The 26,698-nt window shown below is 72.5% G+C and carries 24 protein-coding genes; 17 read left to right on the top strand and 7 right to left on the bottom strand.

Annotated features, from left to right (window positions below; all coding sequences use genetic code 11):
- Positions 1-40 precede the first annotated feature (40 nt).
- Genes ACIBEF_RS14405 through ACIBEF_RS14385 form a run of 5 tightly spaced genes read right to left on the bottom strand, consistent with a single transcriptional unit; the run spans position 41 to position 5,162 of the window.
- The gene (locus tag ACIBEF_RS14405; RefSeq protein ID WP_396793794.1) at positions 41-2,818 is read right to left on the bottom strand and encodes an FtsX-like permease family protein; all 2,778 of its coding nucleotides are present in this window, start codon (positions 2,816-2,818) and stop codon (positions 41-43) included.
- Entirely contained in the window at positions 2,815-3,573 is a 759-nt protein-coding gene (locus tag ACIBEF_RS14400) for an ABC transporter ATP-binding protein (protein WP_274531662.1), read from the bottom strand. The genes ACIBEF_RS14405 and ACIBEF_RS14400 overlap by 4 nt, the downstream gene beginning before the upstream one ends.
- On the bottom strand, positions 3,546-4,148 hold the full coding sequence (locus ACIBEF_RS14395; RefSeq protein ID WP_396793793.1) for a PadR family transcriptional regulator: 603 nt from the start codon (positions 4,146-4,148) through the stop codon (positions 3,546-3,548). The genes ACIBEF_RS14400 and ACIBEF_RS14395 overlap by 28 nt, the downstream gene beginning before the upstream one ends.
- A gap of 52 nt (positions 4,149-4,200) precedes the next feature.
- Entirely contained in the window at positions 4,201-4,638 is a 438-nt protein-coding gene (locus tag ACIBEF_RS14390) for a ferritin-like domain-containing protein (RefSeq protein ID WP_396793792.1), read from the bottom strand.
- Positions 4,635-5,162, bottom strand: coding sequence for a hypothetical protein (locus tag ACIBEF_RS14385; RefSeq protein WP_396793791.1), 528 nt, complete (start codon positions 5,160-5,162; stop codon positions 4,635-4,637). The genes ACIBEF_RS14390 and ACIBEF_RS14385 overlap by 4 nt, the downstream gene beginning before the upstream one ends.
- Positions 5,163-5,317: 155 nt before the next feature.
- Here ACIBEF_RS14385 and rimP point away from each other — a divergent pair, with 155 nt between their 5' ends.
- The 10 genes from rimP (at position 5,318) to ACIBEF_RS14335 (ending at position 15,106) form a co-directional block, all read left to right on the top strand.
- Entirely contained in the window at positions 5,318-6,007 is a 690-nt protein-coding gene (gene rimP, locus ACIBEF_RS14380) for a ribosome maturation factor RimP (RefSeq protein WP_396793790.1), read from the top strand.
- Positions 6,004-7,047, top strand: a complete 1,044-nt coding sequence (gene nusA / locus ACIBEF_RS14375) for a transcription termination factor NusA (RefSeq protein WP_396793789.1) — start codon at positions 6,004-6,006, stop codon at positions 7,045-7,047. The genes rimP and nusA overlap by 4 nt, the downstream gene beginning before the upstream one ends.
- Positions 7,048-7,063: 16 nt before the next feature.
- Positions 7,064-7,396 (top strand): YlxR family protein, encoded by a 333-nt coding sequence (locus ACIBEF_RS14370; RefSeq protein ID WP_396793788.1) that lies wholly within the window; start codon positions 7,064-7,066, stop codon positions 7,394-7,396.
- 93 nt (positions 7,397-7,489) lie between these two features.
- Positions 7,490-10,510 (top strand): translation initiation factor IF-2, encoded by a 3,021-nt coding sequence (infB, locus tag ACIBEF_RS14365; protein WP_357199285.1) that lies wholly within the window; start codon positions 7,490-7,492, stop codon positions 10,508-10,510.
- 90 nt (positions 10,511-10,600) lie between these two features.
- Positions 10,601-10,897: a DUF503 domain-containing protein gene (locus ACIBEF_RS14360; RefSeq protein ID WP_238671751.1), complete on the top strand. Its 297-nt coding sequence runs from the start codon at positions 10,601-10,603 to the stop codon at positions 10,895-10,897.
- Between the two features lie 126 nt (positions 10,898-11,023).
- Complete coding sequence (gene rbfA / locus ACIBEF_RS14355; RefSeq protein ID WP_357207796.1) at positions 11,024-11,521, top strand: 30S ribosome-binding factor RbfA; 498 nt, start codon at positions 11,024-11,026, stop codon at positions 11,519-11,521.
- Positions 11,518-12,567 carry a bifunctional oligoribonuclease/PAP phosphatase NrnA gene (locus ACIBEF_RS14350; protein ID WP_396793787.1) on the top strand — a complete coding sequence of 350 codons (1,050 nt, stop codon included), beginning with the start codon at positions 11,518-11,520 and terminating at the stop codon, positions 12,565-12,567. The genes rbfA and ACIBEF_RS14350 overlap by 4 nt, the downstream gene beginning before the upstream one ends.
- A gap of 101 nt (positions 12,568-12,668) precedes the next feature.
- On the top strand, positions 12,669-13,076 hold the full coding sequence (locus ACIBEF_RS14345) for a hypothetical protein (protein ID WP_396793786.1): 408 nt from the start codon (positions 12,669-12,671) through the stop codon (positions 13,074-13,076).
- Positions 13,076-13,285 (top strand): DUF6186 family protein, encoded by a 210-nt coding sequence (locus ACIBEF_RS14340; RefSeq protein ID WP_181548655.1) that lies wholly within the window; start codon positions 13,076-13,078, stop codon positions 13,283-13,285. Before ACIBEF_RS14345 ends, ACIBEF_RS14340 begins: the two co-directional genes overlap by 1 nt.
- 495 nt (positions 13,286-13,780) lie before the next feature.
- Complete coding sequence (locus tag ACIBEF_RS14335; RefSeq protein ID WP_396793785.1) at positions 13,781-15,106, top strand: MATE family efflux transporter; 1,326 nt, start codon at positions 13,781-13,783, stop codon at positions 15,104-15,106.
- A 39-nt stretch (positions 15,107-15,145) separates the two neighbouring features.
- Here the strand turns inward: ACIBEF_RS14335 and ACIBEF_RS14330 are convergent, their stop codons facing one another.
- The gene (locus ACIBEF_RS14330; protein WP_396793784.1) at positions 15,146-16,156 is read right to left on the bottom strand and encodes a hypothetical protein; all 1,011 of its coding nucleotides are present in this window, start codon (positions 16,154-16,156) and stop codon (positions 15,146-15,148) included.
- A gap of 216 nt (positions 16,157-16,372) precedes the next feature.
- Between ACIBEF_RS14330 and truB the strand changes: the two genes are divergently transcribed.
- The 7 genes from truB to ACIBEF_RS14295 all read left to right on the top strand — a co-directional run bounded on the left by truB (position 16,373) and on the right by ACIBEF_RS14295 (position 24,244).
- A complete protein-coding gene (gene truB, locus ACIBEF_RS14325; protein WP_396793783.1) occupies positions 16,373-17,257 on the top strand; it encodes a tRNA pseudouridine(55) synthase TruB in 885 nt (294 codons plus the stop codon).
- 77 nt (positions 17,258-17,334) lie between these two features.
- Complete coding sequence (locus tag ACIBEF_RS14320) at positions 17,335-18,264, top strand: bifunctional riboflavin kinase/FAD synthetase (RefSeq protein ID WP_357208167.1); 930 nt, start codon at positions 17,335-17,337, stop codon at positions 18,262-18,264.
- Positions 18,265-18,463: 199 nt separating this feature from the next.
- The gene (gene rpsO, locus ACIBEF_RS14315; RefSeq protein WP_030337594.1) at positions 18,464-18,733 is read left to right on the top strand and encodes a 30S ribosomal protein S15; all 270 of its coding nucleotides are present in this window, start codon (positions 18,464-18,466) and stop codon (positions 18,731-18,733) included.
- A gap of 226 nt (positions 18,734-18,959) precedes the next feature.
- A complete protein-coding gene (locus ACIBEF_RS14310) occupies positions 18,960-21,341 on the top strand; it encodes a polyribonucleotide nucleotidyltransferase (RefSeq protein ID WP_357208165.1) in 2,382 nt (793 codons plus the stop codon).
- A gap of 47 nt (positions 21,342-21,388) precedes the next feature.
- Complete coding sequence (locus ACIBEF_RS14305) at positions 21,389-22,786, top strand: M16 family metallopeptidase (RefSeq protein ID WP_396793782.1); 1,398 nt, start codon at positions 21,389-21,391, stop codon at positions 22,784-22,786.
- 110 nt (positions 22,787-22,896) lie between these two features.
- Positions 22,897-23,664 (top strand): 4-hydroxy-tetrahydrodipicolinate reductase, encoded by a 768-nt coding sequence (gene dapB / locus ACIBEF_RS14300; RefSeq protein ID WP_396793781.1) that lies wholly within the window; start codon positions 22,897-22,899, stop codon positions 23,662-23,664.
- A gap of 109 nt (positions 23,665-23,773) precedes the next feature.
- The gene (locus ACIBEF_RS14295) at positions 23,774-24,244 is read left to right on the top strand and encodes a GNAT family N-acetyltransferase (protein ID WP_396793780.1); all 471 of its coding nucleotides are present in this window, start codon (positions 23,774-23,776) and stop codon (positions 24,242-24,244) included.
- Positions 24,245-24,516: 272 nt separating this feature from the next.
- Here ACIBEF_RS14295 and ACIBEF_RS14290 read toward each other — a convergent pair whose 3' ends face one another.
- The gene (locus ACIBEF_RS14290; RefSeq protein ID WP_396793779.1) at positions 24,517-26,628 is read right to left on the bottom strand and encodes a glycogen debranching N-terminal domain-containing protein; all 2,112 of its coding nucleotides are present in this window, start codon (positions 26,626-26,628) and stop codon (positions 24,517-24,519) included.
- Positions 26,629-26,698 lie beyond the last annotated feature (70 nt).

Raw genomic sequence — 26,698 nt, 5'->3', positions numbered from 1 at the left:
CACCCCCACGCGGTCCACTTTCGGTTGCCCGGCGGACCGGTCAGTCCAGCCGCCGTTCGATGGGCAGTCGGGCCCGGGTGAACAGGCCCGCCCCGAGCATCGCCACCACCGGCACCAGCACCAGTACCCCGAGCGCGGGCCACGGCACCAGAAAGGGGTACGGATCGGATATCGGCCAGTCACTGGCGTACTGCCGGTTCACCGAGACCAGCACGATCGCGGCGGTGCCGAGCCCGGCCACGATGCCGAGCACCGAACCGATACCGGCGATGACCCCGGCCTGGCAGATCGCCAGCAGCCGGCGTACCGCTGGGGCCGCGCCGACGGCCGCGAGGGTGGTCAGTTCGGCGCGTCCCTCGGCGGCGGCGAGCGCGGTGGCGATCCCGGCCGCTCCCACGGTGATCAGCCCGGCCGCCGCCGCGAGCAGCAGGAGCAACGGTGAGACGTCGCGTGGGGCGCCGCCGTACTCGACGCTCAGCGAGAACGTCCCGAAGGAACGCAGCGCGGCGGAGAACCGCGCCTGTTGCTCCTCGTCCGGCGGGGTCGTGGTGCCGACCACCCAGCCGGCCGGGGACCAGCTCATGTCGAGTTGTCGGGCCGCGTGGGTGGACAACAGCAGGCGGGACGAGCCCGCGGCCTGGGGCAGCGCGTACCCCGGCAGGTCGCGGACGGTGGCCGGAGCGTCCGTTCTCCCGTCCGTGCTGAAGACGCGGACGGTCACCAGGCCGTCGTGCAGGTAGCGCGGGTCGGTCACCACGACGCCACCGGCATGCAGTACCGCAGTGGCGGCGGCGGTCGTCGCAGGGTCCGCGCCGGTGAGAAGTGGCAGCGCGAAGCCGTCGTCCACCCCGGGCTGGACGTAGCCGCCGTAGGAGTCGGCCTCGCGGATCTGGCAGCGTGGATCGGCCCGCGCCTGCTGGCGGTGTGCTGCGGAAAGACTGTCGCCGGGCTGAAACGGACAGGCTCGGCTCGGCGGGAGGACGGGCGCCACGTCGCAGTAACGGGCACCCGTCGGGTCGCAGTTGGGCTCGTACACGGTGGCTACCTTGTCGACCCCCAACTGGTCCCGGGCCGCGTCGGCGACCTGCGCCAGGGTGGGCTGGCCGTCCGGCCGGTTGGCGTACATGAGCATGTGACCGGTCGGCAGCGCCGGTCGGTAGGTACGCGCGTCGCGGGCGCCGTCGCTGGCCAGGTATCCGCCGAGGGCGACGCTGCTGGCGACGGCGGCCATCACGGCGCAGATGGCCGGTGCCGCGGCGGCCCGGTTGCGGCTGGCATCGCGCAGCGCGATCCGTGGCGCCAGCGGCAGCACCCGGCCGAGGCGGGCGAGCGCCCCGAGCAGCGTGGGCGTGCAGCAGACCAGGCCCAACTCGCCGAGGATCAGCCCGGTGAGAACCACCGCCGGGGAGGTCTGGGTGGCTCCGAACGCCGCCAGCCCCGCCCCGCCGACCACCAGTGCCAGTCCGAGAGCCAACCACCGGCCCGGGGATTTCGCCGGGGTGCGTCGTCCGGCGAGCCCGGCGCTGACGTCCTGCCGGGCGGCGGTCCAGGCCGGTGCCAGCGCGGCGAGCACCCCGGCCAGCACCGCGACGCCACCGAGCAGGGCCAGCGCGCTCGGCCAGCAGCGGTAGCCGCCGAAACGGGCGCTGAAGACGTACTGCTCCATCAGCGGGCGACCGGCGAACGCCGCGCTGACGCCGACCAGCAGGCCGGCGGCGGCCCCCAGCACGCCCAACACCACACCGTCGGCCAGCACGACCCGGCGAAGCTGGGCGGCGTCCCCGCCCGCCACCGCGACCAGCGCCAGATCCCGCCGTCGGCGACGGACGCCGACGGCGAAGGCCGGCCCGACCAGCAGGACGACCTCCAGCAGCCCGAGGCCCGCGATGAGGACGCCGGTGCTCAGGTCGTTGGCGCCGCTCTGCCTGATCGCCCCGAACCACGTCCGGTCCGCCGTGGTCCCTGAGCCGACCGGGCTTCGGGCGGTGACCACCACCCCCCGCTCGTTGAGCCGCGACACCAGCGCGGCGTCCACTGCTCCGGGCAGGTCCGCCAGCCAGACGCTGTCCGGCTCCGGGCCGGTCGCCTGCACCGCCCCCGGGTGCAGCGCCACGACCGGCCCGAGGTCGTCGGGGAATTCGACCACCCCCACGACCGTGTACGCCCTGCTTCCGTCGGCGGTGGCCACGGCGTGGCCGAGGCGCAGGCCCAGGCGGCGCAGCGCCACCGGACTGACGGCTACCTCACCGGCCTGCTGCGGTGCCCGGCCGGCCCGGAACCGCACCAGCCCTCGGGCCAACGGGTCGGTGAGGTCCAGCGCCCGCCCGTTCACGACCTCGTCGCGGCGCGGGCCGCGCAGTGTCAGCGGGACGCGGGGACGAAGCTCGGTGACCCGGCTGCCCGGCCCCAGCAGAGTGGTCATCTGGGCGGCGGAGACCCGCGCGGGGGGCTCACCGTCCTGCGTGGACCATTCCTCACCCCAGTCGTCCTGCCGCACCGGGCTGCCGGCGATCCACTGCAACTCCGCGTCGGCCACGCCGAGCCGGCGGTCGACGCGTTCCTGTGGGGTCAGCTCGGCCATGTCGTAGCTCGCCGCCAGGAAGGCCAGCGCCGCCACCGGCAGGGCGATCATCGCGAGCACCAGGGCGGTCCGCCGCCGGGACCGGCGTGACTCCCGCCGGGCGATTCGCAGCGCGGCCCGCCACGAGCCGGTCAGCTCGGCGAACCGCCGCCGGCCGACCGGGGCGGGTGGCGTGACCGGCCGCGGCGTCGCGGTGCCGGCCCGACCGGGGGCCCGCATCGGATGGCGAACGGTCACCGGTCGCTGCCGGACAGCAGCTGCTCGACACTGCCCAGCGGTGCCGTCGTGTCGACCAGCACGCCGTCGCGGAGGAACACCACCCGGTCCGCCCAGCCGGCGTGCCGCGCCTCGTGGGTGACCAGCACCCCGGCGGCGCCCGCGTCGATCCGGCGGCGCAGCAGGTGCAGCACCGCCTCACCGGTCTGGGAGTCCAACGCCCCGGTGGGCTCGTCGGCGAGGACCAGCCGACGGTCGCCCACCAGCGCGCGGGCGATGGCCACCCGCTGCTGCTGCCCGCCGGAGAGCTGGTCCGGGAAACGGTCTCCCAACGCGGGCAGCCCCACCTCGGTGAGCGCGGCCATGGCCAGTGCGCGGGCCCGACGTCCGCTGGTCCCGTCGAGTTCCAACGGGAGCGCCACGTTCTCCAGCGCGCTCAGACTGCCCAGCAGGTTGAGCTGCTGGAAGATGTAGCCGATCCGACGGCGGCGCAGCTGGGCCAGCCCACGGCGGTCCAGGGCCCCCAGCGGCTGCCCCTCGACCCGGACCTCGCCGCCGGTCGGACGGTCCAACCCACCGGCGAGAGCCAGCAGTGTCGATTTGCCGGAGCCGGACGGTCCCATCACGGCGACCAGCTCGCCGGGCCGGACGACCAGGCTGACGCCGCGCAGCGCGTGCACCGCCGCCGGCCCGGCGCCGTGGGTGCGGTGGACGGCGCGCAGCTCCAGCACCGCGTCGTCCGATCCGCTCACCGTCTTGCCTCCTCGCCGGCCCATCGAGCCGCGTCCCGCGCGTCGGCGTCATCGGGTCGGGTAGCGGGAGGCGCCGGGCCGCTGGGTTGGTGCCGGACCAGACTGGTCTCGCAGTGGTCCAGCCAGCGCACCTCGGCCTCGGCCTGGAACACCATCGAGTCCAGCACGAGGCGCCAGGGAAGGTCCTCCGGCCGGTTGCTGCCGTACTTCAACCGGGTCAACTCCTGAAGGGCCCGCATCGTCGCGCTGCGTTGGGCCTGCACCACCGACCGGACGTCGACGCCGGGGGTGGTCAGCGCCAGCGCCAGTTTGATCGCCAGTTCGTCACGGGGGCGGTCGTTACGACTGATCGGGGTGGCGAACCACAGCGCCAGATCCGCCCGGCCAGCGTCGGTGATCTCGTACGGGCGCTGCCCGCCCTCGCTCTCCGGCAGCGGGTGCACCAGACCGTCCCGTTCCAGCCGGGACAACGTGGTGTAGACCTGCCCGATGTTCAGCGGCCAGGTCGAGCCGGTCGACTCCTCGAATGCGGCGCGCAGCTGGTACCCGTACATCTGGCCGCGTTCGAGCAGGGCGAGCAACCCGTGACGGATGGACATGGCAACGGAGTATGCATACCTGGTATGCGTACCGCAACCGGAGTCGACGGGTTCAGGTCGGTCGGCCGGGAAACGGGACAGTCAGCGGGGTCAGCCCGGCCGTCTTCCGCCACCGGGTGGCCCGCACGGCGTACTCGACCAGGGCGGCCAACGCCTGGTCCCGGTCGGCGCCGGTGGTGGACGCCAGGGCGGCCCGCCAGTGCGCGGCCGTGCGCTCCTCCACCTCGGCGGCGAGCCGCAGGGCGCTGGCCCGGTCGGTGACCGGGAACGGCAGTGCGTACCCGGCGCGGTCCGGCGGGACGACGCCCCCGGCCGTGGTGAGCTGCACCACCAGCGCGTCGCGCCGGCGTCGATGCGCGGCCTCCGCCTGGCGTGCCGCGTCCCGCGCCGCTCCGCTGAGCCGGACACCGATCCGTCCGTAGGCGTAGATGGCCGCGTACTCGGCGGACAGGGCGGAGGCGAATGCCTCCCCGGCGGACGGCTGCCTCACTTCAGTGCCTCCTGGTGGGTTGCCCGGGCGGCGACTATCGACCCGAGCAGTGCCGCCCGCTCCGCGGGCGCAGCGGCGCAGGCGGCGGCGGCGGACTGCTGGGCGGTCTTCTCCATCGCCCGCAGGGCGGCGCGCGCGCCGTTCGCATCGGCGGCCGGGGCGGTGGTCGGGGTGGCGGGGGGCGCCGACGGCACTGTCACGCCGATCACCCGGGCCAGCTCGGTGGCGTGCGCGGTGTGCGTCTCGGCGATCGGGTTGAGACGGTCGGCGAGCTCGGGGTGGGCGGTCGCGCTCGCCCGGTACGCGGCGGCCAGCGCGAGTGACTCGTCCACCATCGGCCGCAGCGGGTCGGGCGGTGGGGCCGGTTGATCGTCACGGTCGAAAAGATCACAGCCGGTCAGCGGCGTCACGGCACCGCCGAGCACCAGCAGCCCCCCGGCGTTCAAGAGCTTTCGCCGGGAATGTCCGGATGCTTGGTCGCGCTGTGTCGTTCTGCCGATCCCCACCGGGCAAGTCAACACCATCCGTGCCGCTCCGGGGGTCACCGGCGTCGGTGCGCCGCCCGGTCCGCCGCCCGGCAGGCGCGTTACGCTCTGCGCAACCACCGGCGTGTCCACTCCGGTGGCGTGCCGGCATGGCGGAGACACCGGTCCCCGTCGACCAGGGAGAGGGTGCGGAGATGACGCAGCGTGGCCGTGCCACCAGGCCGACGGGTCAGCCCCGCGGTGCTGCGGGCCCCCGCGGCGGTGACCTCGCCGCGCGGCGGGACCGACTGCGGGCTGTGATCGAGCCGGTGGTCAACGACGCCGGCTACGACCTGGAGGACCTGTCGGTCTCCCGGGCCGGCCGCCGGCACGTGGTGCGCGTGATGGTGGACACCGACGGCGGGATCGACCTGGACGCCGTCGCGGACGTCTCCCGCAAGGTCTCGGCCGCGCTGGACGCCGCCGAGGAGACCGGTGGCGACATCGTCGCCGGCGAGTACCAACTGGAAGTCAGCTCGCCCGGCGTCGACCGGCCGCTCACCCTGCCCCGTCACTGGCGGCGCAACGTGGGCCGACTGGTGAAGGTCACCGCCCGGGGCGCGGCCACGCTGCCCGGCCAGCGCGGCGAACAGCCCGCCGGTGACCGTCAGTTGACCGGCCGGGTGGTCGCGGCCGACGACGAGGGCGTGCACCTGGAGACCGACGACGGCCGCGCCGCCTGGGCGTACGCCCAGCTGGGCCCCGGCCGTGTGCAGGTCGAGTTCACCCGGCTCGCCGAGCTCGGTGAGCCGGAGGACGAGTTCGACGACGCGGACGATTCCGACGAGTTCGACGATTCAGACGACGTCGACGACGACGATGATGTGGAGGACGAGGAGAGGTGAACATCGACCTCGCGGCGCTGCGCGCACTCGAGCGCGAGCGGGAGATCCCGTTCGACACGATTCTCGCGGCGATCGAGACCGCGTTGCTGACCGCCTACCGGCACACCGACGGGGCCGAACCGTACGCCCGGGTGGAGATCGACCGCAGGTCGGGCGCCGCCCTGGTGTACGCCCAGGAGATGGATGCCGACGGCGGCCTGGTGCGGGAGTGGGACGACACCCCGCACGACTTCGGCCGGATCGCCGCCATGACCGCCAAGCAGGTGATCCTCCAGCGGTTGCGGGAGGCCACCGACGAGGTGCACTTCGGTGAGTACGTCGGCCGGGAGGGTGACCTGGTCACCGGCGTCGTGCAGGCGCACGAGACGCGTACCGAGAAGGGCATCGTCAGCGTCGACCTGGGCAAGCTGGAGGGCGTGCTGCCGCAGTCCGAGCAGGTGCCCGGCGAGCGGTACGCGCACGGCGAGCGGGTCCGCTGCGTCGTGGTGCACGTGGCCAAGGGCATGCGCGGGCCGCAGATCACCCTGTCCCGGTCGCACCCGGCTCTGGTCAAGAAGCTCTTCGCGCTGGAGGTGCCGGAGATCGCCGACGGCACCGTCGAGATCGGTGCGATCGCCCGTGAGGCGGGCCATCGCACGAAGATCGCCGTCCGCTCCACCACCCCCGGGGTGAACGCCAAGGGCGCCTGCATCGGCCCGATGGGTCAGCGGGTGCGTGCCGTGATGAGCGAGCTGCACGGTGAGAAGATCGACATCATCGACTGGTCGGACGACCCGGGCACCTTCGTCGGCAACGCGTTGTCGCCGGCCAAGGCGCTGCGGGTCGAGGTGGTCGACCTGGCCAACCGCGCCGCCCGGGTGACAGTTCCCGACTTCCAGCTCTCGCTCGCCATCGGTCGGGAGGGGCAGAATGCCCGACTCGCGGCCCGATTGACCGGTTGGCGGATCGACATTCGTTCCGATGCGGAGCAGACCGCACCGGCAGCGCGTGGGGTAACTGATCACGTGCGGGAGCCGGGCGGCGCGATCTCGGGCAGCTAGGGGTAGACTTCCTCCAGTGGTACGACGCGCGCAGCCGGAGCGCACCTGTGTGGGTTGCCGGCAACGTGCGCCGGCCAGCGAATTGCTGCGGATCGTCGCGGTCAGGGACGAGGCTGGTTACAGCCTCCGGCCTGATCCGCGCCGCAGGCTGCCGGGTCGGGGAGCGAACATGCACCCGGATCCGGCCTGCTTCGCGCTGGCGGTGCGGCGCCGCGCCTTCGGGCGTGCGCTGCGCAGCACCGAGGTCCTCGACCACGGTGCGCTGGCGGAGCACGTCGATGCGCCAACCACTACGTCCGGTCAGCCCGACCGGGCGAGGGTCGCTAGCAGGGTAGGACGACCGACATGAGCACACGATGAAGTCCCTGAAATGACCAGGCTTCAAGTGCACGAGTGAGGTCGCTGCGGGTGCTGCCCGCACGACCTCGGAGTGAGGAGTGCAGTGGCAGGCAAGGCCCGCGTTCACGAGCTTGCAAAAGAGCTCGGGGTCGAGAGTAAGACCGTTCTCGCCAAGTTGAAGGAAATGGGCGAGTTCGTGAAGTCCGCGTCCAGCACCGTCGAGGCGCCCGTCGCCCGGCGGCTGCGTAACGCATTCGTCGCGTCCGCCGGAGCCCCGGCTCCGGCCGCCCCGTCGGCGCCCGCGTCGACGCCGGCTTCAAACCCGACCCCGACGCCAACCCCGGCCCCGGGCGCGCCCCGGGTCTCGGCCAAGCCGATGCCGCCTCGGCGGCCGGCCGCGCCGGCACCCGGTCCCAAGCCCAAGGGTCCGGTTCCCGGTGCCCCGCAGTCGGCGACCCCGGTCGCCAAGCCGGCGAGTGCCCACGACATCGAGGTGGCGGCTGCGGAGGCGCGTGCCGCCGCGCTGAAGGCTGAGCAGGAGGCCGCGGTCAAGGCCGCGCAGGCCGCCCGCCAGCAGCAGCGGGACAACCCCGTTCGCCGGGAGCCTCCAGCCGACGGCGGTAACCGTCCCGGCCCTCGGCCCGGTCCCGCGGCGATGCCGCCCCGTCCCGGTTCCCCGGCAGCTCGTCCGAGCACGCCGGCTCCGGGTCCGGGTGCCCGCCCCGGCGGTCGTCCGCCGGCGCGTGGTGCCGGTAACAACCCGTTCGGCATCCAGGGTGGCCAGCAGCAGCGGCCCCCGGCCGCCGGTGCGGGTGGCCCTCGGCCCAACACCCCGGCGGGCATGCCGCCGCGGCCGAGCCCGAACTCCATGCCGCCGCGGCCCAGCCCGGCGTCCATGCCGAGCCAGCGCCCGGCTGCTGGTCGTCCCGGCCCCGGTGGCGCTGGTCGCCCCGGTGGCGGTGGCGCCGGTCGTCCCGGTGGCGGCGGCGGTGGTTTCCGTGGCGGTCCCGGCGGTGGCGCCGGCGGCGGTGGCGGTTACCGCGGCGGCCCTGGTGGCGGCGCGGGTGCCGGCGGTGGCGGTGGCTACCGTGGCGGTCCCGGCGGCGGTGGCGGTGCTCCCGGTGGCGGTTTCCGTCCGGGTGGTCCGGCCGGTGGCGGCGGTCGTCCGGGTGCGGGCGGTCGTGGCCGTGGCGGCGGCGCCGCGGGTGCCTTCGGGCGTCCGGGTGGTCGGCCGACGCGCGGTCGCAAGTCCAAGAAGCAGCGCAGACAGGAGTTCGACAACCTGTCGGCTCCGACCATGAGCTCGGGTGCTCCCCGGGGTCAGGGTCAGGTCGTCCGGCTCTCCCGTGGCGCCTCGCTGTCGGACTTCGCCGACAAGATCAACGCCAACCCGGGTTCGCTGGTCCAGGAGATGTTCAACCTGGGCGAGATGGTGACCGCGACCCAGTCCTGTTCTGACGACACCCTGCACCTGCTGGGTGAGCACCTGGGCTTCGACATCCAGATCGTCAGCCCGGAGGACGAGGACCGCGAGCTGCTCGCGCAGTTCAACATCGACCTCGACGCGGAGGTGGCCGAGGAGCGTCTGGTCAGCCGTGCGCCGGTGGTGACCGTCATGGGTCACGTCGACCACGGTAAGACCAAGCTGCTCGACGCCATCCGTAAGGCGAACGTCGTGGCCGGTGAGGCGGGTGGCATCACCCAGCACATCGGTGCGTACCAGGTCCACGTCCCGCACGAGGGCGAGGACCGGGCGGTCACGTTCATCGACACCCCGGGTCACGAGGCGTTCACCGCCATGCGTGCCCGTGGTGCCCAGGTCACGGACATCGTGATCCTGGTCGTCGCGGCCGACGACGGCGTGATGCCGCAGACCATCGAGGCGTTGAACCACGCCAAGGCGGCCGACGTGCCGATCGTGGTCGCGGTCAACAAGGTCGACAAGCCGGACGCCAACCCGGACAAGGTCCGCCAGCAGCTGACCGAGTACGGCCTGGTCGCTGAGGAGTACGGCGGCGAGACCATGTTCGTCAACGTGGCAGCCAAGCCGGGCATCGGCATCGAGGAACTGCTCGAGGCCGTCCTGCTGACCGCCGACGCGTCGCTGGAGCTGACCGCTCCGATCGACGGGCCGGCGCAGGGTGTGGCCATCGAGGCGCACCTGGACAAGGGCCGCGGTGCGGTGGCGACGGTGCTGGTGCAGAAGGGCACCCTGCGGGCGGGCGACTCGATCGTCGCCGGTGGGGCGCACGGCCGGGTTCGGGCCATGCTCGACGAGAACGGCAACCAGCTCTCCGAGGCTGGTCCGGCGCGTCCGGTGATGGTTCTGGGTCTGACCGCGCCGCCCGGTGCGGGTGACACGTTCCTCGCCGCGGCGGACGACCGCACGGTGCGGCAGATCGCCGAGCAGCGGCAGGCACGGCGGCGGGCGGCGTCCTTCGCCAACTCCCGTGGCCGGGCCACCCTTGAGACGCTCATGGAGCAGCTCAAGGAGGGCGAGAAGACCTCGCTCAACCTCATCCTCAAGGGCGATGTCTCCGGTTCGGTGGAGGCCCTGGAGGACGCGCTGTTCAACCTCGACATCCCCGAGGAGGTCCAGCTCAAGGTCCTCGACCGGGGCGTCGGCGCGATCACCGAGAGCAACGTCATGCTCGCGAGCGCCTCGTCCGAGCCGGTCACGATCATCGGCTTCAACGTGCGGGCCTCGAACAAGGTCCGTGAGATGGCCGACCGCGAGGGCGTGGAGATCCGGTACTACACCGTCATCTACCAGGCCATCGAGGAGATCGAGGCAGCGCTCAAGGGCCTGCTCAAGCCGGAGTACGAGGAGGCCGAGCTGGGCAGCGCGGAGATCCGCGATGTCTTCCGCTCGTCCAAGATCGGCAACATCTCCGGTTGCATCGTCCGGTCGGGCATCATCCGACGCAACGCGAAGGCTCGACTGCTTCGGGACGGGACGGTCGTGGCGGACAACCTCACGATCACCTCGCTCAAGCGGTTCAAGGACGACGCCACCGAGGTCCGCGAGGGCTTCGAGTGCGGTCTGACCCTGGGTGGTTACAACAACGTCCAGGTCGGCGACGTCATCGAGACCTTCGAGATGCGGGAGAAGGTTCGCGCCTGATCCGGCAGTGACACGCTGATCAAGGGGTTTACGCCGAGTGGCGTAAACCCCTTGATCATGCGGGGCGGGTTGGCGGTATCGTCCGGGGCGATGTTCACCGGAACCGCGGTCTTCGACCTGCTGCTGCCGGGCGACTCCCGGTCGCTCAAAGCCAAGAGATCATATGTACGGCCGATCGTGGCGGCGCTGCGCCGCTTCGAGGTGTCGGCCGCCGAGGTGGGTGCGCTCGACCTGCATGGTCGAGCGCAACTGGCGGTGGCCGTGGTGGCCGCCGAGACGGCGCACGTCCGCGAGGTGCTCGACTCCTGTGAGCGCCTGGTGGCCAATCGCCCCGAGGTCGAGTTGCTGTCGGTTCGACGCCGGCTCTACGGCGCGGACGACGACTGACCATGGTGCCGGCTGTGCCGGGCGACCGGAGCGGCCCCGAAGGTAATGTTCGAGATGTTGGCCGGTCGGCCGGCGGCCTCCGGGTCGCCGGGTCGACCGGAAGCAGGACGCCGTGGAGGTGGCGAGATGTCTGATCCGGCCAAGGTACGCCGGCACGCGGAACGGGTGCGTGAGCTGGTCGCGTCGGTGGTGCGGAGCCAGATCAAGGACCCGCGGCTCGGGATGATCACCATCACCGACGCCCGGATTACCGCTGACCTGCGTGACGCGACGGTCTTCTACACGGTGCTCGGGGACTCGGTGGCCCAGGCGGACACCGCGGCGGCGCTGGAGAGCGCCAAGGGGATGCTGCGCAGCACTGTCGGCAAGGCGCTCGGGCTGCGCCACTCGCCGACGCTCGCGTTCGTCCTCGACGACGTACAGGACCAGGTCAAGCACATCGACGACCTGCTCGCCGCCGCCCGCAACGCCGACGCCGAGGTGCAGCGGCTCGCCGCCCAGGCGAAGTACGCGGGCGAGGCCCAGCCGTACCGGGTGGATGACGAGGACGACGAGACGGACGAGGCCGACGAGGCCGACGAGGCCGACGTCAAGGAGACCCCGCGGGGTGGGGAAGCGCGGTGACCAGCACCGCCAGCGCAGCGTTCGTCGCCTCGACCGGGCTCGGCCCGACCGAGGCGGCGTGGGCCGAGGCCGAGGCGTTGGTGCGGGCTCTCCCGCCGACCGCCCGGGTGCTGCTGATCTGCCACATCAATCCGGACGGCGACGCGTTGGGCAGCATGCTCGGCTTCGGTCTGGGCCTGCGGCAGCTCGGCGTACGCGACGTCCAGGCGACCTTTCCCGGGCCGCCGGAGGTGCCGGAGCCGTTCCGGGGGCTGCCGGGTCTGGACCTGCTGGTCCCGGCGGACGCCGCCGACGCGGCGCCCGATCTGGTGATCTGCTTCGACGCGGCGAGCGAGTCGCGTCTCGGCGAGTTGGCCGGGCGGCTGTCGTCGGCGGGTGCGGCGTTGGTGCTCGACCACCACGCGTCCAACCCCGGTTTCGGCACCGTCAACCTGGTCGACCCGGGCGCGGCGGCCACGTCGGTCGTGGTCGAGCAACTGCTGGCCCGGCTCGGGGTGGTGGTGGATCCGGCCATCGCCGAGTGCCTCTACGTGGCGCTGACCACTGACACCGGTTCCTTCCGGTTCGCGGCGACCACTCCGGCGGTGCACGAGATGGCCGCTCGACTGCTGGCGACCGGCATCTCACCGGGTGACATCTCCCGGCAGGTCTTCGACACCCGGCCCTTCGGCGCGGTCCGCCTCTTCGGTGAGGTGCTCGGCCGGGCTCGACTGGAGCCGGCCGACGCCGGAGGTCGGGGTCTGGTCTGGACCTTCGCCACCCTCGATGACCTGGCCCGGCACGACCAGCGGCCGTACGTGCTGGAGGCGCTGATCGACTCCGTGCGCTGCACCGCCGAGGCGGATGTGAGCTGTGTGGTGAAGCAGACCAGGCCGGCCGAGTGGGCGGTGTCGATGCGCAGCAAGGGCGCTGTGGACGTCAGTCGGGTAGCGGTGGCGCTGGGTGGTGGTGGGCACACGTTCGCGGCCGGGTTCACCGGTCGGGGCACCGTCGAGCAGGTGGTCGAGTCGATCCGCGATCAGTTGGACGCGGCGCTGATCGGCTGACGCGCCTTCGGCCGCCATCGATCTATCGGTCTCGAAGATCAGGGTCAGCTCCGGGGAGTGTTGGTCTTCCCGCGTTCCGTGATACCGGGAAGAATTGCGGGATGGAGCAGCCGCACGACCTCACCGTGGAGGCCCCCCGCGCCTGGGACCGGCCCGCCGTCTCCGTTCCCGTCCTCGTCTGCCTGTCGCTCGTCGGTGGCCGGTTCGCGTCCTTCTCCACCGAGGCGAATCTGTTCACCCTCGGGACGGGTGGGGTGCTGATCTGGCTCGGTCTGAGCAACCGGGTGCCGCGCCGGCCGGCGCCGCGTCGGCTGGGCGTGGGGGCGGCCTGGTGGGCGGTGCCGGTGGTGGTCTTCGGGGTCTTCGAGGGCGTGACCTTCGTGTTGGCCGCCGGCGATGACTTCCCCACGTTCTCCCGGCTGGCCGATCCTCTCCTGGAGGATCAACTGACCAGGTCGGCAGCCTGGTTCGCCTGGTTGGCCGCCTTCTGGGGGCTGGTGCGGCGATGATGCGCGCGCTCGCGATCGGCGGCTTCCTCGCCGCGCTGATCCTCTTCGCGGTGGTCGAGTGGATGGCTCGGCGGGAGGGGTCCCGCATCCCCACCCTTGGCGAGGTCTGTGCCTACGTGATGCGTTACGAGGTCGGTTCGGTGCCGGTGGGCCGGATCGGTCTGTTCGGGTTCTGGTGGTGGCTGGGCTGGCACTTCCTGGCCCGCTGAGCCGGGTTGCCGACCGTCCAAATGGCGGGAACCGTAAGCAGTATGTGGACCTGAACGATAACTTGGGAGAAGGCCGGTGCCGCCTGGCGGTGCAGGTCATGGGCGGTGGTGCCACACCCCGCACTGCCTCCCTCCAGGGTCGGATCGACCCGGGCTCACGCTGCCCAGTCGGCTGCTCCGGTAACCCCGGACCGCCGTGGGGCGCTCAGCAGGACCGCCCGTGAGGGCCGCCGCGTGTCGGCGGCTCACGCCCTGGGAAGAGGAGCGCCACCATGCCGAACAAGCCCAAGCCCGAGACCACCACTGACGACGCCCGCGAGCAGGCCCGCCGCGCGCTGCAGACGTCGATGGACACCCGCCAGTGATCCGACCCCGCCGACGGTGATCCCTCGGATCGGTGCGGTCGGGAGATTCGGCCAGCTCCGGGCGCCCCGGCGAAGGTAAGTAGTCGGCTGGATTGCGATCCTTACCGCAGCCGTGCCAGGATCGGCCGCGATGAGTCAGACCGCCACCACCGCCCACCGACCCGCCTCGCCTCGGCGGATCGCCGCGCTCGCCCTGCCGGCCCTCGTGGTGCTCGCCGCCGAGCCGCTCTACGTGCTGGTCGACACCGCAGTGGTTGGTCACCTCGGCCGGGTGCCGCTCGCCGCGCTCGCCGTCGGCGGCACGGTCATGACGCTCACCGCCTGGGTGGGCACCGTGGTCGCCTACGGCACCACCGGACGCGCGGCCCGCCGCTTCGGCGCGGGTGACCGGGCCGCCGCCGTCGCCGAGGGGGTCCAGTCGTCCTGGTTGGCGCTCGGTGTCGGTCTGCTGATCGCGATCGGCATGCAGCTCGGCGGGGGCGCGCTCGCCCGTACCCTCGCCGGTGGTGGTGGCGAGGTCGCCGACGCCGCCGCCCAGTGGTTGCGGATCGCGGCCCTCGGCGCTCCCGGCCTGCTCCTCGCCGCCGCCGGCAACGGCTGGCTGCGCGGCGTGCAGGACACTCGCCGCCCCCTGTACTTCGTGCTCGGCCCCAACCTGCTCTCCGCGCTGCTCTGCCCGCTGCTGGTCTATCCGGTCGGGCTGGGTCTGGTCGGCTCCGCCGTGGCGAACGTCGTCGCGCAGACGCTCTGCGGGCTGCTCTTCGCGGCCGCCCTGGTCGGCGAACGGGTGTCGCTGCGCCCTCAACCCCGCGTGATCCGCCAGCAACTGGTGCTCAGCAGGGACCTGCTGATCCGAGGGCTGGCGTTCCAGGCCAGCTTCCTGTCCGCGACCGCCGTCGCCGCCCGCTTCGGCGCCGCCGCCGTCGGTGCCCACCAGATCGCCCTGCAACTCTGGTTCTTCACCGCGCTGGTCCTCGACGCCCTCGCCATCGCCGCGCAGTCCCTGGTCGGTGCCGCGCTCGGCGCCGGCGACGACGCGGGTGCGCGGGCGCTCGCCCGCCGGGTCGGGCTGCTCGGCGGCGTCTGCGGCGTGGGCTTCGCGCTGCTCGTCGCCGCCGGCGCGGGCGTGGTGCCGTCGTGGTTCAGCTCCGATGCCGGGGTACGCGAGCAGGCCATGGTGGCCTGGCCGTGGTTCGTCGTCATGCTGCCGCTGGCCGGGGTGGTGTTCGCCCTCGACGGCGTGCTGATCGGCGCCGGCGACGTGCGGTACCTGCGCAACCTCACCATCGTGGCGGCGCTCGGCGGCTTCCTGCCGGCCATCTGGCTGGCGTACGCGCTCAACCTCGGGCTGGGCGGCATCTGGGCCGGGCTCACGGTGTTCGTGGTGATCCGGCTGGTCGCCCTGCTGCTGCGACTGCGCAACGGCAGGTGGGCGGTGACCGGCGCGGTGCGCTGACCGGCGCGGTGCGCTGACCGGGTCGCCGGGGCCCGCCGGTCAGCAGCGCGTGGTGGTCGGCGCGGGCGCGTCGAGGTCGAAGATGGTGCCCGGGTCGCCCGCGGGTATCCGGTCACGGTGCACATCGGCGATCCAGAACTGCTCCCGCACCCAGCCCTCACGGAGCTGAGCGCAGTCCGCGTTCCAGGTCACGGCCTCCGCCGAGGTGATCCAGGGGCCGCGGGAGGAAGCCGGCACGTCGTCCGGGTGCGGCACCTGCCACACCACCCGGTCGCGGAGCGCCACCACTGTGGCACCGGCGGGGGCCCGCAGGTCCACGTCGAACGGGTACGCCCAGACGAACTCCGTGGAGACCTCCAGCAGTCGGATGCCGTTCTGCCTGGTGGCCCGGTAACTGACCCGGCCGTCGGCGCGGACGCCGAACTCCCACTCCGACGGTGACGCCATCCTGGTGGCGTACCGCAGGAAGCTGCCATTCGTGAAGTCACCCCGGAGCCGTTCGCGAGCGTCCGGGGCGAGCAGCGCGAGGAACGGCTCCGGATCCCCGGAGAACATCGAGATGTCGACGCGGCCCTCGATCAGTGCCTTGCGCACCGACTCCAGCGCTGTCCGCACCTGGCTCGCGGTGAACGGCCCGGTGCCCTTGGCCGCCGGCATCCGCACAGCCTGCTCGGCGGGCGCGAAGGAGGCCGCCGGCGATCCGGCGAACAGGTCGCGTGGTTCGCCGACCCTGCTCACCGGCGGGGTGAGGGTCGGGGTGGGACTCGCCGAGGCGGACGTGCGGACACCGTCGGCGACCCGACCGACCAACACCACCCCACCGACGACCATCAGCAGCGCCAGCACGAGCCCGAGGCCGAGCAGCATGGCCCCGTTGTGCCGGGCCGAGAAGAAACGGACCCGGTCCCAGCCGGTCGGCTGGTGCTCGGTCTGCGATGTGCGGAGCCAATCCGGTAGCTGCACCGGGTTGACCTGCGCTACCGCGGCGGGCGGCGGTGGCGGATCGACCGGGTCCCTCGGTGTGGGCTCGCTCGACGACGTGTTGTCCATGCTTCCCCCGTCAGTTTCGCCGCCGCTGGTGGCGTGCGAGCAGATGGTAGGTGCCGGGCACCAGCGCGGCCCCGGGCACGGCTGCCCGGCTCCACCTCCCACCGGATGGACGCCTCGTCCCGACAAAGCGGCTCAGACCTCGTGAGCGGAGGCTCGGGTCACGCGGGGCGTGCCCACGCCCCGCGGAGTACGGGCCATCTGGCAGGCTTGGCCGACGTGAGCACCGATGGTCTGATCGTGGTCGACAAGCCCGGCGGCATGACGTCGCACGACGTGGTGGCGCGCATCCGCCGACTGGCCAAGACCCGACGGGTCGGGCACGGCGGCACCCTCGACCCGATGGCGACCGGCGTGCTGGTGATCGGTGTCGGCCGGGCCACCCGGCTGCTGACCTACGTGATCGGCGCGGGCAAGAGCTACACCGGCACGATCCGGCTCGGCCAGAACACGGTCACCGACGACGCCGAGGGCGACGTGACCGCCACCGTGCCGGCCGGGCAGGTCACCGACGACGCGATCTCCTCGGCGCTGGCCGGACTGAGCGGCGAGGTCGACCAGGTACCGAGCGCGGTCAGCGCCATCAAGATCGACGGGCAGCGGGCGTACAAGCGGGTCCGCGACGGGGAGAGCGTCGAGCTGCCGGCGCGGCGGGTCACCATCTCCCGGTTGGAGGTGCTGGCGATCCGTCGCACCGAGCCGGACGTGGTGGACGTGGACGTGGACGTGACCTGCTCCTCCGGTACGTACATCCGGGCCATCGCCCGGGACGCCGGCCTGGCGCTCGGCGTCGGCGGGCACCTCACGGCACTGCGGCGTACCGCGGTGGGCGGCTTCACCCTCGCCGAGGCGGCGACCCTCGACGAGCTGGAACAGCGCGCCCCGGACGTGGTGAACCTGCCACTGGACGCGGCGGCCGACCGGTTCTTCGCCCGCCGGGAGGCCACGCCGGACGAAGCCCGGGTGCTCGCCCACGGTGGGCCGTTGGACCCGGCCGGCCTCTCCGGGCCGTACGCCGTCTTCGGGCCGGCCGGCGGCCTGATCGCTATCGTCAGCGAGCGGGACGGGCGGGCCCGCGCGGAGATCGTGCTCGCACCGGCCTGACAGCGCAGCGCAGGTCCGTCGGCCCGCGGCCGGCGGTGTCGGACCCGCCGGCCGGCGGGACAGCAGAGAGGAACGGCATGCAGCGGTGGCGGGGCTACGACGCGGCGCCTGGCGGATGGGGACGCTCGGTGGTCACCATCGGCGTCTTCGACGGTGTGCACAAGGGGCACCAGGCGACCATCGGGCACGCCGTGGCCCGGGCCCGCGAGTTGGGCGTGCAGTCGGTGGTGGTCACCTTCGACCCGCACCCGGCCGAGGTGGTCCGCCCCGGTTCGCACCCGGCGGTGCTCACCGAGCCGGCCCGCAAGGCCGAGCTGATCGAGGCGCTCGGCGTGGACGTGCTCTGCGTGGTGCCGTTCACCCCGGAGTTCTCCCGGGTGCCGGCCGAACAGTTCGTGCACGACGTCCTGGTCGAGCACCTGCACGCCGCGTTGGTGGTGGTCGGCGGCAACTTTCGCTTCGGGCACCGGGCCGCCGGCGACGTGGCGTTGTTGGAACGGCTGGGTCAGACGTTCGGCTTCGGCGTGGAGGGCGCCCCGCTGGTCGCCGAGGCCGGCACCGTCTTCTCCTCCACGTACATCCGGTCCTGCGTCGACGCGGGTGACGTGGGCGCGGCGGCCGGCGCGCTGGGGCGCCCACACCGGGTGGAGGGCGTCGTGGTCCGCGGCGACCAGCGGGGCCGGGAGCTGGGCTTCCCCACCGCCAACCTGCTCTGCCACCGGTACGCGGCGGTGCCCGCCGACGGCGTGTACGCGGCCCGGCTGATCCGTCGCGGTCAGCACGAGCCGCTGCTGGCGGCGGTGTCCGTGGGCACCAACCCGACCTTCTCCGGCCGGGAGCGACGGGTGGAGGCGTACGCGCTGGACTTCTCCGGCGACCTGTACGGCGAGCGGCTGGCCCTGGACTTCGTGGCGCACCTGCGGGGCCAGATCCGGTACGACTCGATCGAGCCGTTGATCGCCCAGATGAATCAGGACGTCGAGCGCACCCGGCGCGTACTGGCCTGATCGTGCCGGGTTGCCGGGCCGCCACCGAGGCCCTTCGCCGGGTGTTACCGGCGAGTGCTGGTAGTCTTGCCGGGATGTCGGGTGACCGGCGTGGGGCCTCGCGTGCCTGCTCGACGCCGCGGGTGCGAGGTACCGGTCCGTTCCCGGTCCATCGGGACGACGGACACCCACTTGATCAACCCATCGAAACAGGGAGAACATGGCGCTCGATCAGGAAGCCAAGGCCAGCATCCGCGCGGAGTACGCGACCGCCGAGGGCGACACCGGTTCGCCGGAGGTCCAGGTAGCGGTCCTCACCAAGCGGATCGCCGAGCTGACCGAGCACCTGAAGGTGCACAAGCACGACCACCACAGCCGCCGTGGGCTGCTGCTGCTGGTCGGCCGTCGCCGTCGGTTGCTCAACTACGTCCAGAAGAAGGACATTGCCCGCTACCGGTCGCTCATCGAGCGGCTCGGTCTGCGCCGGTGACGTGACGGGGGAGTGGCCGGTCGGCTACTCCCCCGTACCGCGTCCCACCTGAAGAAACACGGGCCGCGCGACCACCCGAGAGGGAGCCGGTCAGCGTACCGGTCTCCGGTAGTGGCCCCCGGGAACCCCGGCATCATGCCGGCCCCCGGGCGCTTCGATCGAAGACCGGCCGGCTGAGCAGCTCCCCGATGTCGTGGGCCCACGACGCGAAGGAGCACGACAGCACATGACCGAGACCAAACTCGGCACCGAATCCCGCACCGCCGTGATCGACAACGGGTCCTTCGGTACCCGCGAGATCACCTTCTCCACCGGTCGGCTGGCTCGCCAGGCCGCCGGTTCCGTCATCGCCCAGCTGGGCGAGACGGTTGTTCTCTCCGCCACGACCGCCGGTAAGCACCCGAAGGAGCAGTTCGACTTCTTCCCGCTGACCGTCGACGTCGAGGAGCGGATGTACGCCGCGGGCCGCATCCCCGGCTCGTTCTTCCGCCGTGAGGGTCGGCCCAGCGAGGACGCGATCCTCACCTGCCGGCTGATCGACCGGCCGCTGCGCCCGTCCTTCGTCAAGGGCCTGCGCAACGAGGTCCAGGTCGTCGAGACGATCCTCGCGCTCGACCCGCAGCACCCGTACGACGTCGTGGCGATCAACGCCGCCTCGATGTCGACCAAGCTCTCCGGCCTGCCGTTCTCCGGCCCGATCGGGGCGACCCGCGTCGCCCACATCGACGGCCAGTGGGTCGCCTTCCCGACCCTGGAGGAGCTGGCTCGCGCCACCTTCGACATGGTCGTTGCCGGCCGCACGCTCGAGGACGGCGACGTCGCGATCATGATGGTCGAGGCCGAGGCCACCCCGAACGCCGTCGCCCTCATCTCGGCCGGTGCCACCGCCCCGACCGAGGAGGTCGTCGCCAGCGGCCTGGAGGCCGCCAAGCCGGCGATCCGCGAGCTGTGCCGCGCGCAGAGCGAGCTGGCCGAGGTCGCCGCCAAGCCGGTCACCGAGTTCCCGGTCTTCCTGGACTACCAGGACGACATCTACGACGCCGTCGCCGAGTTCGCTCGCGGTGACGTGGCCGAGGCGATCACCATCGCCGGTAAGGCCGACCGCGAGGAGGCCCTGGACCGGGTCAAGGCTCGGGTCGCCGAGGAGCTGGGCGCTCGGTTCGAGGGTCGGGAGAAGGAGCTCAGCGCTGCCTTCCGGTCGCTGACCAAGTCCGAGGTGCGCAACCGCGTGCTGCGCGAGCAGGTCCGCATGGACGGGCGTGGCCCGCGCGACATCCGGGCGCTGACCGCCGAGGTCGGCGTGCTGCCCCGGGTGCACGGTTCGGCGCTGTTCGAGCGGGGCGAGACCCAGATCCTGGGCGTCACCACGCTGAACATGCTCCGCATGGAGCAGATGGTGGACACGCTGTCCCCCGAGAACCGCAAGCGCTACATGCACAACTACAACTTCCCGCCGTACTCGACCGGTGAGACCGGCCGGGTCGGCTCGCCGAAGCGTCGCGAGATCGGCCACGGTGCCCTCGCCGAGCGCGCGCTGATCCCGGTGCTGCCGTCGCGCGAGGAGTTCCCGTACGCCATCCGGCAGGTGTCGGAGGCGCTCGGCTCCAACGGCTCCACCTCGATGGGTTCGGTCTGCGCGTCGACGCTGGGCCTGCTCTCCGCGGGTGTTCCGCTGAAGGCGCCGGTCGCCGGCATCGCGATGGGGCTCATCTCCGACGAGGTGGACGGCAAGACCCAGTACGTGACGCTGACCGACATCCTCGGTGCCGAGGACGCGTTCGGTGACATGGACTTCAAGGTCGCCGGCACGCCGGAGTTCGTCACCGCGCTCCAGCTCGACACCAAGCTCAACGGCATCCCGTCGGACGTGCTGGCCGCCGCGTTGCAGCAGGCGAACGAGGCCCGGCAGATCATCCTCGGCGTCATGAAGGCGGCGATCGAGGCTCCGGCCGAGATGTCCGACTACGCGCCGCGGGTCACCACCGTCAAGATCCCGGTGGACAAGATCGGCATGGTGATCGGCCCGAAGGGGCAGACCATCAACGCGATCCAGGACGAGACCGGCGCCGAGATCTCCATCGAGGACGACGGCACGATCTACGTCGGCGCCACCAACGGCCCGTCGGCCCAGGCGGCCGTCGATCGGATCAACGGCATCGCCAACCCGACGCTGCCGAAGCAGGGCGAGCGGTTCCTCGGCACTGTGGTCAAGACCGCCGCGTTCGGCGCGTTCATCTCGCTCCTGCCGGGCCGTGACGGCCTGCTGCACATCTCCAAGGTGGGCGACGGCAAGCGGGTCGAGCGCGTCGAGGACTTCCTCAACGTCGGTGACCGGGTCGAGGTCGAGATCGCGGACATCGACGCCCGCGGCAAGATCTACCTCGACAAGGTCCGCCCGGAGGGCACCGAGGCTCCGGCCGCCGGTGAGGCCGCCGCTGGCGACCGGCCGGCTGGTCGGGACCGGGGCGACCGGGCTCCGCGTGACCGTGGCGACCGTGAGCGTGGCGGCGACCGTGGCGGGCGTGGCCCGGAGCGCGGCGGCGAGGGTGGCGGCGGCGAAGGTGGCGAGGGCGGCGAGCGTCCGCGCCGTCGGACCCGGCACAGCTGACCGTCGCACAACGCATCACCCACCCCTCGTCGAACCGGGAGCAAGTCGTGAGTCGGGCCATCAGCGCGCCGTTTCCACCGGATCGACGGGGGGTGGTCCCGTCTCGGGACACCGGGGCGGGCCGCTCCGGCGGCACCGCCCGCGCGGTGACCCGGACGCTCAGCGACGACCCGCTGGGCGGCACGGTACGTCGTACCGTGCTGCCCAGCGGCCTGCGCGTCCTCACCGAGGCGATTCCGGCGATGCGCAGCGTCTCGTTCGGCATCTGGGTGGCGGTCGGCTCGCGTGACGAGACCGGCCCGCAGGCGGGTGCCGCGCACTTCCTCGAGCACCTGCTCTTCAAGGGCACCCACAAGCGCACCGCACTGGAGATCTCCTCGCAGATCGAGGCGGTGGGTGGCGAGACCAACGCCTTCACCACGAAGGAATACACCTGCTACTACGCCCGCGTGCTGGACGAGGACCTGCCGCTGGCGATCGACGTGATGTGCGACCTGGTCGCGGACTCGTTGTTGGAGCCGGCCGACGTCGAGACCGAGCGTGGCGTGATCCTGGAGGAGATCGCCATGCACGACGACGAGCCGGGTGACGAGGTGCACGACCTCTTCGTCCAGGCCGTCTACGGCGATCACCCGCTGGGCCGGCTGATCTCCGGCACCGCGGAGACCGTCACCCCGATGACCCGGCGGCAGATCCAGACCTTCTACCGGGGTCGCTACACCGCGCCGCAGATCGTCATCGCCGCCGCCGGCAACCTCGACCACTCCGCTGTGGTCAAGCTGGTCCGTCAGGCCGTGCGCGGAACCCCGCTGGACAGCGACCCGGCCAGCCCGGCGCCGCACCGCGTGGCGACCCCGGCGGTACGCACCAAGCCGGCGACCACACTGGTGGAGCCGAAGGAGACCGAGCAGGCACACGTCATCCTCGGCTGCCCCGGCATCGACCGGCTCGACGAGCGGCGGTTCGCCCTCGGGGTGCTCAACAACGTGCTCGGCGGTGGCATGTCCAGCCGACTGTTCCAGGAGATCCGCGAGCAGCGTGGCCTCGCGTACTCGGTCTACTCCTACGCCAGCCAGTACGCCGACACCGGCCTGTTCGCCGTCTACGCCGGCTGCGCGCCGGGCAAGGTGGACGAGGTGCTGGCCCTGACCCGCGCCGAGTTGGCCCGGGTGGCCGCCGACGGTTTGACCGAGGCCGAGGTGGCCCGGGGCAAGGGGATGAGCAAGGGCTCGTTCGTGCTCGGCCTGGAGGACACCGGTTCCCGGATGAGCCGCCTGGCCAAGGGTGAGCTGCTCTACGGCGACCTGATGCCTGTCGACGAGCTGCTCCGCCGGGTCGACGAGGTCACCGTGGAGGACGTGAACGTGCTCGCCGCCGAGCTGCTCAACCGACCGATGTCGCTGGCCGTGGTGGGCCCCTTCGGTGCGGGCGACTTCGCGGTCTGAGTCCTTCCGTCCCCAGCGCGGCCCGAGTCTTTCCGGGCGGGGCATCCCGGCGGGTGGATGCCCCGGATCCGGCCGGAAGGGCCCGTCCCGATTGGGATAGGTTGTGCCCCGTGATTGACGAGCAGGAGAAGACCCCCGCCGGGCTGGTGCGGGTCGGCGTGTTCGGTGCCCGTGGCCGGATGGGCATCGAGGTCTGCAAGGCGGTCGACGCCGCCGACGACCTCGCCCTGGTGGCGTCGATCGACCAGGGTGACGACCGTTCCGCCGTCTCCACCGCCGAGGTGGTCGTCGACTTCACCACGCCGGACGTCGTCATGGACAACCTCCAGTGGTGCATCGAGCAGGGCATCAGCGCGGTGGTCGGCACGACCGGCTTCACCGAGCAACGGCTGGAGCAGGTGCGCGGCTGGCTGGCCGACAGGCCCGAGGTGGGCGTGGTCATCGCCCCGAACTTCGGTATCGGCGCGGTGCTGATGATGCAGTTCGCCGCGCGGGCCGCCCGACACTTCGAGTCCGTCGAGATCATCGAGCAGCATCACCCGCGCAAGCTGGACGCCCCGAGTGGCACCGCCACCCACACCGCCCGGCAGATCGCCCAGGCCCGCGCCGAGGCCGGTCTCGGCCCGGTCCCGGACGCCACGAAGGACGAGGTGCCGGGTGCGCGCGGCGCCGACATCGACGGGGTACGCGTCCACGCGGTGCGCGCCACCGGCCTGGTGGCCCACCAGGAGGTGCTGTTCGGCGGTACCGGCGAGACGCTGACCATCCGGCACGACTCGTACGACCGGGTGTCGTTCATGCCGGGGGTGCTGCTGGCCGTCCGCGCGGTGCGCAACCGCCCCGGCCTCACCGTCGGCCTGGACGCCCTCCTCGACTGAGCTCAGACCGTCCGCTCCCGCAATGCTGGCGCAGATCTTAGACAGTTACCGTCACGCGCTGACGGAAACTGTCCAAGATCTCTACATGCGGACCGGGTAGCATCCGCCGATGATCGATGGTGGACACCTGGACCGGCGCGGGCGGCGAGTGACGCTACGGCCGGTCGACGACGACAACTGGCGTGCCGTGGCCGACGTCGCCCCGCGTGACGACCAGCGCCGCTTCGTGGCCGCGCTGGGAGCGCGCTATCTGCTGCTGAGCACCCGCTCCGAGGTGTGGAACTCGCTCGCGGTGTACGCCGACGAGACCGTCGTCGGTCACGTCATGTGGGGTGTGGACGACGACGGCTCGCACTGGATCGGCGGGATGCTGATCGACGCCGCCGAGCAGGGCCGGGGCGTCGGCAGGGCCACCGTGCAGACCCTGGCTCCCTGGCTGGCGGCCCGAGAGGGCAACCCCCCGGTCCGCCTCTCGTACCACCCCGACAACACCCAGGCTGCCGCCCTCTACGAGTCCCTGGGCTTTCGCCCAACGGGCGCGGTCGACGACGAAGAGCTGATCGCCGAACGAACCCCCTGACCCTGAACCCCGCGATCTAGCACTTCCTGTCGCGACGAAGAGGACATCCCACCCGTAACGGCAACCGAAACTGCAAGATCGCCGGGGCGGCGGGCCTGGGCCGGTGTCGATCATGGAGCTGTGGTGCCCCGCGAAAAGGGGCGTACACGGAGCTGTCGCCCAGCACAACTCCATGATCGACCGGTGGGGACGGGGCGGGGCCGGGCGGGGCCGGGCGCCGGGGAGGGGTCAAGGGCTGGGGCGGGGTGCGGGTAGGGGCGGGCAGGGGCGGGTTAGGCGGGGTGGGTTGGGGATTTTGGGCGGCGTTGGGTGGGGAGGGTTGAGGTTGGGATTAGCGGGGTGGGGAGGTTGGTGACTGTGGCTTCGCCGGTGCGGTCGACAGACACGTGCACCGGGGTGTTGGCCACGCGGAGGCCGTCGACCGCCACGGCTCCCAACTCTGCTCCCGCCAGGGGTGCCAGTCGGACCGTGCCGCCGGGCACGTCCGGGTAGAGCCCCGCGGCGGCCTGGAGCAGCAGCACCGCACCCGTCGCCGCCCACGCCTGCGGTCGGCACGCGGCCGGGTACGGCACCGGCCGGTTCAGCAGTGAGCGGTCGTCGCCCCCGTACAGCTCCGGCATCCGGTAGTCGAACGCCTCGGCCGCGCTGAGCAGCCCTTCGGTCAGGCCGAGCGCGGCTTCCCGGTGCCCGGCGCGGGCCAGCCCACCGAGCACGATCGCTGTGTCGTGGGTCCAGATCGAGCCACAGTGGTACGACAGCGGGCTGAAGCCGGCGTCGTCGCTGGACATGGTCCGCAGCCCGAACCCGGCGGCCATGGTGTCCGTGGTGAGCAGGTGCGCGACCTGGGCTTCCTCGTCGCGGTCGAGCAGGCCGGTGCCGAGCAGGTGGCCGATGTTGCTGGTCAGCGAGTCGACCGGCCGCTTGTCGCGGTCGAGGGCGAGCGCGGGCTGCGGGCCGTGGCGGCCGTCGACCCAGAAGCTCCTGCGGAACCGGCCGACAAGCGCGGCGGCGTGCTCGCGCCACCGGTCGGCGTCCGGTCGGCCGTAGGCGTCCAGGAGGGCGGCTCCGTTCACGGCCGCCTCGTGCGCGTAACCCTGCACCTCGGCCAGCACGATCGGCGCGGTGGCCAGTGTGCCGTCGCGGAATCGGACGGCGTCGCCGGAGTCCTTCCAGCCCTGGTTGGACAGCCCGTGCCCGGTGGTGTCGACGTACTCGACCAGGCCGTCGCCGTCCGGGTCGGCGTGCTCGCCGAGCCAGCGCAGAGCCGCCTCCAGGTGCGGCAGCAGGGGCTCGACCTGCTCGGCGGGCATGCCCCAGCGCCACGCGTCGTGCAGCAGGTTGACCCAGAGCATCGTGGCGTCGACGGTGCCGTAGTACGCCGGCGGAAGGCGCAGGCCGTTGCCGGGCACCGTGAACTCGTGTCGGCGCAGCTCGTGCAGGATCTTGCCGGGGGCTTCGCCGGTCGCCGGGTCGAACCGGGTGCCCTGCCGGCGGGCGAGTACGCGCAGGGTGCCGGCGGCCAGGTCGGTGCCGAGCGGCAGCATCATCCGGGCGGCCCAGAGGCTGTCCCGGCCGAACAGGGTGAGGAACCAGGGCACGCCGGCGGCGAGGAACACGTCCCCGGGGGCGCTGGTCTCGGCCAGTCGGAGGCCGCGCAGATCGTCGAGGCTGCGGTCCAGCAGTCGGACGAGGCGTCGGTCGTCGGCGGTCACCTCGGGTCGGGACCACTCCGGTTCGCCGGCTGGGCCGACGACGACGGCGCGCGGGTCCTCGACGGCCAACTGCCAGCGCAGCACGGTCTCGCCGCCGGGAGGCAGGTGGACCGGCCACGCCAGCCGTGGCGCGGTGGCACGCTCGGCGTCGGCCAGCACGTCCGCGTCGGACGCGGTGACGGTGACGGTGATTCCCGCTCCCGACCAGGTGAGCACGCTCGGCTGGCCGGTCTTGGCCTCCAGTGCGGCGGCGGCGCCACCGGACTTGACGGCCTCGATGGGTGCCAGGTCGCAGCCGAGGTCGACGGTGACGGTGGCGTTTACGTCGACAGTGGCGGTGGAGACGATCCGCAGCTCCTCGGTGAGGCCGTTGCGGGTGGCCCGGCGCAGGCGGTCGACGCGGACCGTCGGGTCGGGGGTGGGGTCGCCGAGCCAGCGGGCCAGGCCGACGAAGCGTGCACCGTGTGGGCCGTCGTCGCCGCGGGTCAGCCCCTCGAGTTCCCGTTCGTCGACCCGCAGCTCGGCGCGGGAGAGCACCCGGGCGTCGGCGTGGAAGACGCCCTGGACGCCGGTCGGGCGGATCTGCCCGGTCGCGTCCCCCAGCGCGCTGGTCGGGGCGAAGACCACCCCTACCAACTCGTGCAGGAGGGGTTGCAGCTGGCGTTCGATCACGGTGTGGCTCCAGATCCTCGGGGTGCGGGGCGGCCATCTTGACAACGCGCCCCTGGCGGTGCAAAGTGCG

It is taken from the genome of Micromonospora sp. NPDC050795 (assembly GCF_044456785.1).
Lineage (GTDB): Bacteria > Actinomycetota > Actinomycetes > Mycobacteriales > Micromonosporaceae > Micromonospora.
Note: the sequence above shows the minus strand (reverse complement) of the source record. Positions and strands in the feature narration are given on the sequence as shown.

What these genes read in the sequence shown, in the direction of transcription:
- ACIBEF_RS14400 (WP_274531662.1), bottom strand. Translation starts at nt 3,573, where the DNA reads ATGGGCCGGCGAGGAGGCAAGACGGTGAGCGGATCGGACGACGCGGTG.
- ACIBEF_RS14395 (WP_396793793.1), bottom strand. Translation starts at nt 4,148, where the DNA reads ATGTCCATCCGTCACGGGTTGCTCGCCCTGCTCGAACGCGGCCAGATG.
- ACIBEF_RS14385 (WP_396793791.1), bottom strand. Translation starts at nt 5,162, where the DNA reads ATGGTGTTGACTTGCCCGGTGGGGATCGGCAGAACGACACAGCGCGAC.
- rimP (WP_396793790.1), top strand. Translation starts at nt 5,318, where the DNA reads ATGACGCAGCGTGGCCGTGCCACCAGGCCGACGGGTCAGCCCCGCGGT.
- ACIBEF_RS14360 (WP_238671751.1), top strand. Translation starts at nt 10,601, where the DNA reads ATGTTCACCGGAACCGCGGTCTTCGACCTGCTGCTGCCGGGCGACTCC.
- rbfA (WP_357207796.1), top strand. Translation starts at nt 11,024, where the DNA reads ATGTCTGATCCGGCCAAGGTACGCCGGCACGCGGAACGGGTGCGTGAG.
- ACIBEF_RS14345 (WP_396793786.1), top strand. Translation starts at nt 12,669, where the DNA reads ATGGAGCAGCCGCACGACCTCACCGTGGAGGCCCCCCGCGCCTGGGAC.
- ACIBEF_RS14340 (WP_181548655.1), top strand. Translation starts at nt 13,076, where the DNA reads ATGCGCGCGCTCGCGATCGGCGGCTTCCTCGCCGCGCTGATCCTCTTC.
- ACIBEF_RS14335 (WP_396793785.1), top strand. Translation starts at nt 13,781, where the DNA reads ATGAGTCAGACCGCCACCACCGCCCACCGACCCGCCTCGCCTCGGCGG.
- ACIBEF_RS14330 (WP_396793784.1), bottom strand. Translation starts at nt 16,156, where the DNA reads ATGGACAACACGTCGTCGAGCGAGCCCACACCGAGGGACCCGGTCGAT.
- ACIBEF_RS14320 (WP_357208167.1), top strand. Translation starts at nt 17,335, where the DNA reads ATGCAGCGGTGGCGGGGCTACGACGCGGCGCCTGGCGGATGGGGACGC.
- rpsO (WP_030337594.1), top strand. Translation starts at nt 18,464, where the DNA reads ATGGCGCTCGATCAGGAAGCCAAGGCCAGCATCCGCGCGGAGTACGCG.
- ACIBEF_RS14310 (WP_357208165.1), top strand. Translation starts at nt 18,960, where the DNA reads ATGACCGAGACCAAACTCGGCACCGAATCCCGCACCGCCGTGATCGAC.
- ACIBEF_RS14295 (WP_396793780.1), top strand. Translation starts at nt 23,774, where the DNA reads ATGATCGATGGTGGACACCTGGACCGGCGCGGGCGGCGAGTGACGCTA.